Annotated in this window: 4 protein-coding genes; all 4 read right to left on the bottom strand. The window is 31.4% G+C overall.

Translation table 11 applies throughout. The features are described 5' to 3' along the window. On the bottom strand, nt 1-279 hold a 279-nt coding region (locus ACZM4J_RS12225; protein WP_489486291.1), incomplete at its 3' end, for a hypothetical protein. Nucleotides 280-372: 93 nt separating this feature from the next. Beyond that, nucleotides 373-537, bottom strand: a complete 165-nt coding sequence (locus ACZM4J_RS12220) for a hypothetical protein (RefSeq protein WP_173736688.1) — start codon at nt 535-537, stop codon at nt 373-375. Nucleotides 538-565: 28 nt separating this feature from the next. Beyond that, nucleotides 566-961, bottom strand: coding sequence for an SRPBCC family protein (locus ACZM4J_RS12215; protein WP_117824597.1), 396 nt, complete (start codon nt 959-961; stop codon nt 566-568). Between the two features lie 214 nt (nt 962-1175). Then, complete coding sequence (locus ACZM4J_RS12210) at nt 1176-1778, bottom strand: alpha/beta hydrolase (RefSeq protein WP_021421302.1); 603 nt, start codon at nt 1776-1778, stop codon at nt 1176-1178. Nucleotides 1779-1851: the final 73 nt, after the last annotated feature.

Genomic DNA, 1851 nt, shown 5'->3' with positions numbered 1-1851 from the left:
AGTATGATATTGTTTCTTCGCCAGTTGTTCCTTTCGTTTCCACCAGCACCCTTGTTTCCTGCATTGTTCCTCACGTCCTTTCTGTTGTTTCATCACATCTTTTATGGTCTGGTACGACATACCAAACACATATTTAGAAAAATCGTCTAACTGTCTTTCTTCATAATCGGCATGGTTCAGTCGTTTCATTTCATGCCACACCTTACGCTTGTAAGAGGGCAGGTCAGAAATGTATTCACAGCCGATTTTTTCCTGCATATCCTTAAAAATATCGTTCATTTCATCACTCCAATCCGAAATTTTAGGTAAGGAAAAAGCAGTCAATCCTAAGACTAACTGCTTTGTGTGTATGGATATGAAATTGTGATTTTGCTATTTAGATTTATCCTTGAAAAAGCCAATTAAAATTAACGCAATACCAAGAATTGCTACTGGAATATAAATAACATTAGGTATATGATAAACAAATCTATCAATTCCAGACATAACAATATAAATAATAATTCCCATACTGATTAAAATGCTTTTATCTTTCATAATGGTCTCCTTTACAACTTCTAATTCTTTATTCCAATGCTTTCTTTAAGTCCAGAACAAATTGCTTTTGTTGTTTTTTCAAATAGGTTTTTACAAAAGGTTTCATAAACCACTTTTTAGGTATTACATTTTCTGTAAAGTCTATTTTTGTTTCATTCCCTTTGTCCGTAAAAATACCAATCCAGTGACCTTTCATGTTGCTATTCTCCATATCAAATTCCCAGCGTTTATATGGTTCTACAACGGTAACGGTAAATGTAGTAGCATATCCATTTTTTGCGTATTCAATAAATTGTTTGTCATTTATTATTTCTGTTTTGCTCAAATCACTTCGCCATAAGTTATATTTATCAACAGCTAAAACAATGTTCCAAACTTTTTGAATATCATTATTGATAATTGTATTTATATTTGAAACTGCCACTTTTTCATTCCCCCTTTTTAAATTACCGTTTATTGTTTTTTCATATCCACATTATAACATTCTCATATCAGCACTACAATAAAATTTTATGCACCGATAATCTTATTGAACAGCTCTAACAGACACCATTTCATCACTCCAATCTGAAATTTTGATAAGAAAAAAGCAGTCAATCCTAAAACTAACTGCTGTGTGTGGATATAAAATCTAAATTCTATTGTATAACTTTTCTTAGCCAATTATCTCTAAAGAAAATCTGTTCGTCAGTATGAAACCAATGTTCTCCGTCATTCATAACGGTAAGATTTGCACAATGTCTATCAATAAATTTATCTACCGTTTGACGTGATGTAAGATTATCATGTTCAGCATACAAAATTTCAGTAGGCGTTTTCCAATTTATCGGGTTTGCCCGAACAAAACATAGATATTCCCACGATAATGTTTCTCCAAAATCAGTTGGTATTTCTTTTCTTTCAGAAAGTTCCTTTTCAGACACATTCGCCCAGCTCATCATATCTACTATAAGTTGTTCCATATCAAGTATAGGCGATATGAATAATGCTTTTTCAATCTTGAAATTCTGTAATGTGTGCATTGTAAAATAAGCTCCGATACTATTAGCAAGTACATATATGTAGTCATATTTTTCAGATATTTTATCGTAGACTTCCATAATTTTATTTTTTACAATCCACGGGAAATAGTCATTATAATCTACTCCAAAAACATCAAAATCTAAACAAATATTTTTGAACTGTTCAGCTTCAAGATAACTTCCACCTTTACCATGAACATATATCATTGCTTTCTTCAAAATAACGCCCCCATAAATCAGAATTTTATATATCCACATTATACCATTCTCATATCAGCATCACAATAAAATT

Source organism: Eubacterium sp., from assembly GCF_057858645.1.
This window is presented reverse-complemented; position numbering and strand designations above follow the sequence as displayed.